The following is a 5,721-nucleotide window of genomic DNA, read 5'->3' as shown; positions in this document are numbered from 1 at the left end:
TATTTTTGAGTTTTTTTTTGAAGCTTGCAGTGTCAGGGTTTTACCTGCTCAGGCTGGTTCAAAACTCCGCTCGCCCAATCTGCTTTTCCGGATATCACCTGTTTCGATCGGTATTAGTAAGGTTTTTTCAGGGGACTCTTCCGCCAATGGGTAGAATATCTGTACAGACAGATGTTCTATATATATATGTGTTCGATCGCCCATGAAAAACCTTACTACTCGTCCTAGTGCCTTGTTCGTTACCTGCGCTTCACTCCTGATTGGTTGCAGTCAGACCAACACTCCCCAGACCTCTACAACAGTATCTACAGCTACTTCGCCATCTCCGGCAGCCTCGCCACAGAGTGCGGGTGCGGCGAACTCAGCCGCTATTCCCGTTGGAGTTGGGGTGGCGCAAACTAGCAATGTCGCTTTACTGGGCCAGGAACAGGTGGCTGGGGTGAAAATTGCTGAGAAGTATTTCAACGATCGCGGCGGTGTAGATGGGACACCGATCAGAGTGGTGTTACAAGATACGGGTGGAGATGAACAGGGAGCGATCAATGCTTTTAATACTTTGATCAATCAGGATAAGGTGGTTGGTATTGTGGGGCCTACTCTATCGCAACAGGCTTTTGGTGCAGATCCGATCGCCGATCGCGCCAAAGTTCCCGTGCTCGCACCCTCCAACACAGCTAAAGGCATTCCCCAGATTGGCGATTATGTCGCCAGAGTCTCCGCGCCTGTCGCCGTGGTAGCACCTAACGCAGTTAAAGCGGCCCTCAAGCAAAATCCCAATATCAAAAAAGTAGCCGTGTTTTTTGCTCAGAATGATGCTTTTAGCAAATCTGAGACTGAAACTTTCCAGAAAACGGTTAAAGAGATGGGACTGGAATTGGCCACAGTCCAAAAATTCTTGACTACTGATACAGATTTCCAATCTCAAGCCACTAATGCGATCAATGTCAAGCCCGATTTGATAATTATTTCCGGGTTGGCGGCAGATGGAGGAAATTTAATTAAGCAGTTGCGAGAGTTGGGCTACAAAGGCGTTATTATTGGGGGCAACGGTCTGAATACTTCCAATGTATTTACTGTTTGCAAGGCTCTTTGCGATGGGGTTTTGATTGCCCAAGCATACAGCCCGGAATATCCGAATGAAGTTAATAAGGCTTTCCGCGACGCTTATCGTGCCCAATTTAAGAAAGAACCGCCTCAGTTTAGCGCTCAAGCTTTTACTGGGGTACAAGTTTTTGTTGAGTCATTAAAGGTAATTAATGCTCAGTCTAAGGTGAATGACAAGCCTTTGGCAGAATTGCGGACAAAGCTGAATCAGCAGTTGTTGATAGGCAAGTACGATACACCTTTAGGGGAAATTTCTTTTACGCCGGAAGGTGAAATAAATCAGAAAGAGTTTTATGTGGCACGGATTAAAATGGATGCGGATGGAAATAACGGTAGGTTTGAGTTTTTGAAATGAATCAAGAAGGAAGTTCGGCAACGGATGTAACGGATAGAAGGAAGATTTTTAGTTTGTCGATAGATGAATGATTTAATATTGATGCGTAATTCGTGACTGGCGATGGATTTAACTCTGTTTTTGCAACAATTTTTGAATGGTTTGTCGATCGGCAGCGTGTATGCTATTTTCGCACTGGGATACACGCTGGTTTTTTCTATTCTAGGAATTATTAATTTTGCTCACGGTGCAGTGTTTACTTTGGGTGCTTATTTCACCTATACGCTGATGGGGGGCGCTTTCGGTTTTAACGGATTGTTGGCTAATGCGAGAATTCCCGTGCAATTGCCTTTTGCTGTAGCGCTAATTTTGGGTAGTACGCTGGCTGGTTTGGTGGGAGTAATTGTGGAAAGAGTTGCTTTTTTGCCTTTGCGCCGCCGAAACTCAGATCCTCTGCTGACGGTGGTTTCTAGTTTGGGGGCGGCGGTGGCGATCGCCAATATCATTCAATATCTTGTAGGGGCGGAAATCTACACTTTTCCAGCTAATACTTACGGTAATTTACCAGCAGCTATTAACTTTGGTACGGCGGAGCGACAGATTCCGATTCGCACTGTGCAAATAGTGATTTTTGGGGTGGCTGTGGCGATTGTTAGCCTGCTAACTTACTTGATAAATTTCACGAAATTTGGTAAAGCAATGCAGGCGGTTGCTGAAGATGCTACTACTTCTAGTTTGTTGGGGATTAATACTGACAGGTATATTGTTTTGACGTTTTTTGTGAGCAGTTTTTTGGCTGGTTTGGCGGGGGGTTTGGTGGGTTCTAGTGTGAGTATTGCTGGGCCGTATTTTGGGATTGCTTTTGGTTTGAAGGGTTTGGCTGTGATTGTGCTTGGTGGCTTGGGTAGTATTCCTGGGGCTGTTTTGGGTGGGTTTATGATTGGTTTGGTGGAGGCTTTTGTGCCGGGAGATTTTTCGGCTTATAAGGATGCTGTGGCTTTTGCGATATTGTTTATTATGCTGTTGGTTAGGCCGCAGGGTTTGTTTGGGCGGCGTTTGATTGAAAAGGTGTAAGATGATTCGATTGAAATTGGGGCAACAACGGGGGGATTGCCCCTACGGAAACTAATTAGATCGGAATGATTTAACCGCAGAGTACGCAGAGTACGCAGAGAAAGAGAAGAGAGAAATGAATGATTATGATGGGACTGAATTTGAGATAAAGTTGGTGTTTAAGTATGTTTATTATTTAAACTAAAATCATGGCTACATTTTTTACTACTTACGGGTTTCTGATTGTCTCGATGTTGCTGGGTGCAATGTTGGGGTTGTCGCTATATTTGCCTTTGATGACTGGACAATTGTCTCTCGCTAGCCCCGGTTTTTATGCTTTGGGTGGCTATATTGCGGCGATTTTGTCTACGACGGTGTTTCAAACGACGGGGGGTTTGTTTCCGCTGCCGCTGCTGTTGTTGGAGATGATAATTGCAGGGGCTGTTTCGGGGTTGCTGGGTATTTTGGTGGGTATTCCGGCGCTACGGTTGAGGGGGATTTATTTGGCGATCACAACTATTGCTTTTGTGGAAATTCTGCGGGTATTATCGCTGAATCTGGATATCACTGGCGGGGCTGTGGGCATTTTTGGGATTCCGCAGCCGTTTGCAACGCCGATCAAGTATTTGTGGATTGTACTGCCTTTGCTGCTGGTAAGTATGGCGATTCTCTACCGGCTGGAACGGATTCGGGTGGGGCGGGCTTTTGCGGCGATTCGGGCTGATGAGTTGGCGGCTGATGCGATCGGCATTAACCCGACTTTTTACAAGGTTCTGGCTTTTACGTTGGGTGCTATTTTAGCAGGGGTTGTTGGGGCGGTTAGCGCGCATTTTCTCAATACTTGGAACGCCCGTCAAGGTACTTTTGATGCTAGTATTATTTACTTGACTTCTGTGTTGATTGGTGGTAGCAGAACGTTTGTCGGGTCGGTTTTGGGCGGGATGGTTTTTACTGCTTTACCGGAGGTTTTGAGGGGGATGGCGACTATTCAGGGATTGCCGATTTGGTTGGCGCAATTTTTGCGGGATGGACGCTTAATTATTTTTGGGTTGCTGATAGTGGTGGGAACGATATTTTTTCCGCAAGGGTTGGTGACGCCGGAGTTGTTGAAGAGGTTGAGAAAGGGCGATCGTACTTCTGTTTAAAATTAGATTTTTGGTAAAGAAAGGTGCGATCGCATCCACACTTTTCATCGCTCGTCTATCAATACAAAAAGTAAAGGGCGATCGCATCCCAACCCCTCATCGATCGCCCTGTGGGTAAAAAAAGACAAGGTGCGATCGCATCTACACTTCTACACTTTTCATCTACAGGGCGAGCGCTCAAAAAAGTAAAGGGCAATCGCCTTACAAATAAGGTGGGAATTACCTGCCCTATTTGTAAGGCGATAGAGGCCATAATACCCAAGATTTTATCCAGGATTAGGGCAAGTACCAATATTTGTCAAACCTCGAGAGATATCTTCTAGAGAAGAACCTGGGTGCGGCGCTCCAAATTGCTGGCGTAACAATCCGAACAATGACGGTCCTACGTGGCAAATCTCTTTACGGGAGTTGATGTACATCACTCTGCCTTGGTTGTTTGGTGGTACATAAAGCCCTTGAGGCCATAGACAACCACCTTGAAAATTAGAGGGGGTAAAAGGTGCATTTCCTCTACTCGGCATACCTCTATTAACGAATAGCCTCAACTGGGCGGGACCGACAATGTGACACGAAGTTTTCTCGGTGTTATTCCAGTAATAGTTGTGACCTTGACTCCCATAGATACCAGATGGGATGTTTGGAGGTGGTGGATTCTGAGCTACCCCTGGTATTGTAGAAGCAAAAATTCCAACTCCAGAAATCATGCCGACAATCATGTTTTTCATACTTATCTCCTTTTACGGATTCATATTTAACAATCTAAGTGTCAAACAATACCTTCCCAATCAAAACCCAAACCCGATCGCCCTGTCAGTCGGATTGAGTCTGAACTTTTCCAGAAAAATTTGCTCAAATGTCGGAAAGATCGGATAATATCGGAAAAACCTGCCTATCTGACCGATCTATTGCAATTCTGTTCATCAATAATACAGGCAAACACTCAAAATCCAGGAAAAAAAAAGACGGAAAAAGACGGGTCTTTCTAAAATTGGGGTGCAAGGCGGATAAAGACGGATAAAGACGGATAAAGTCGGCTATACTAACTCTAGTTCTCTGACACCCCTACTGATGAACACCGCCGATATCTTGGAATTTGTAGATGAAGCGATCTGCGCGAAGACAGGCAAACATCTCAATGACTTGCAGCGTAAAATTATCGAGGGAATACTGAACCGACAAAAGTATTCCGATATTGCAGATACTTATGGCTGTACGCCTGGTCATGCTAAGGATGTAGGTTACAAGCTTTTGCAAATGTTATCTGATGTTTTTGGCGAACCAGTGGATAAAGGTAATCTTGAATCTGTTCTCGAACGGCAATTAAATCTGAATATTAATTTGGTCGATCGCAATAATACTCATTTTGGTCATAGCAACACAATTAACTATATCAATGCTTGCTCGGAAGTACCCACTACCACCCCCGATAAAAGTCAGCCTGCGACTCCTGAATCTCAGGGCAAGAAGAATCAAGTTAAGATAGAAGCGGTGGGTAAGTTACGGCAGCTTGGCTTAAGCGATGAGCAAATTGCAGAGGTGCTAGGCTTAGCCTTGGAGGTAGTGAAGCAGATAGATTGATAAATAAAGAACTTTTTAGAGGTATAAATTTTATGTTTGCAGTTGTCACCCCAGAAAAAATTCATTTGCCGCCAGGAACAGTGATTAAATTGCCTGGTACTTGGCAGGACTATCAAGCTCTTGTGCAACAATTAGGAGACCGTCAGATTCCGCGCATCAAGTATCGACCAGGAGAGATTTTGTTAATGTCGCCTTTACCCGTACACGGAAGACAAGCGAATATTATTGCTGATGTCGTCAAGGTTCTGCTGGATTACCTAGGGCGAGATTATGAAGCGTTTACACCGATTACGATGGATTTGCCGGAGGTAAGGGGCATTGAACCTGATTATTGTTTTTATATCGATAATTGGGCGGCGATCGCAGGTAAGGATCGGATTGCTTGGGGTGTCGAACCACCGCCGGATTTGGCGATCGAAGTGGATGTCACTAGGGTGCATCTCACTTTGGCAAATACATCAAATTGAAAGTTGACCGTTGAGATAAGCACAGCGAAGAGAAAGGATA

6 protein-coding genes and 1 pseudogene are annotated in these 5,721 nt (G+C 45.0%); 5 read left to right on the top strand and 2 right to left on the bottom strand.

The window, feature by feature from the left end; genetic code table 11:
• Positions 1-202: 202 nt before the first annotated feature.
• The 3 genes from QUB52_RS28490 to QUB52_RS28480 all read left to right on the top strand — a co-directional run bounded on the left by QUB52_RS28490 (position 203) and on the right by QUB52_RS28480 (position 3,636).
• Positions 203-1,459 carry an ABC transporter substrate-binding protein gene (locus tag QUB52_RS28490; RefSeq protein ID WP_332975596.1) on the top strand — a complete coding sequence of 419 codons (1,257 nt, stop codon included), beginning with the start codon at positions 203-205 and terminating at the stop codon, positions 1,457-1,459.
• 102 nt (positions 1,460-1,561) lie between these two features.
• Positions 1,562-2,512 carry a branched-chain amino acid ABC transporter permease gene (locus tag QUB52_RS28485; protein WP_332975597.1) on the top strand — a complete coding sequence of 317 codons (951 nt, stop codon included), beginning with the start codon at positions 1,562-1,564 and terminating at the stop codon, positions 2,510-2,512.
• A 188-nt stretch (positions 2,513-2,700) separates the two neighbouring features.
• Positions 2,701-3,636 (top strand): branched-chain amino acid ABC transporter permease, encoded by a 936-nt coding sequence (locus QUB52_RS28480; protein WP_332975598.1) that lies wholly within the window; start codon positions 2,701-2,703, stop codon positions 3,634-3,636.
• A 58-nt stretch (positions 3,637-3,694) separates the two neighbouring features.
• On the opposite strand, the gene QUB52_RS28475 is transcribed toward QUB52_RS28480, so the two are convergent.
• Complete coding sequence (locus tag QUB52_RS28475) at positions 3,695-3,889, bottom strand: hypothetical protein (RefSeq protein ID WP_332975599.1); 195 nt, start codon at positions 3,887-3,889, stop codon at positions 3,695-3,697.
• A 13-nt stretch (positions 3,890-3,902) separates the two neighbouring features.
• Positions 3,903-4,361 carry a hypothetical protein gene (locus tag QUB52_RS28470; RefSeq protein WP_332975601.1) on the bottom strand — a complete coding sequence of 153 codons (459 nt, stop codon included), beginning with the start codon at positions 4,359-4,361 and terminating at the stop codon, positions 3,903-3,905.
• A 343-nt stretch (positions 4,362-4,704) separates the two neighbouring features.
• Between QUB52_RS28470 and QUB52_RS28465 the strand changes: the two genes are divergently transcribed.
• Both QUB52_RS28465 and QUB52_RS28460 read left to right on the top strand, forming a co-directional pair.
• Positions 4,705-5,214, top strand: a complete 510-nt coding sequence (locus QUB52_RS28465) for a hypothetical protein (RefSeq protein ID WP_332975602.1) — start codon at positions 4,705-4,707, stop codon at positions 5,212-5,214.
• 32 nt (positions 5,215-5,246) lie between these two features.
• Positions 5,247-5,645 (top strand): annotated as a pseudogene (locus tag QUB52_RS28460) (Uma2 family endonuclease); the annotation flags it as partial.
• Positions 5,646-5,721: the final 76 nt, after the last annotated feature.

The sequence above is a fragment of the Microcoleus sp. A6-C6 genome (genome assembly GCF_036705955.1).
Lineage (GTDB): Bacteria > Cyanobacteriota > Cyanobacteriia > Cyanobacteriales > Microcoleaceae > Microcoleus.
This window is presented reverse-complemented; position numbering and strand designations above follow the sequence as displayed.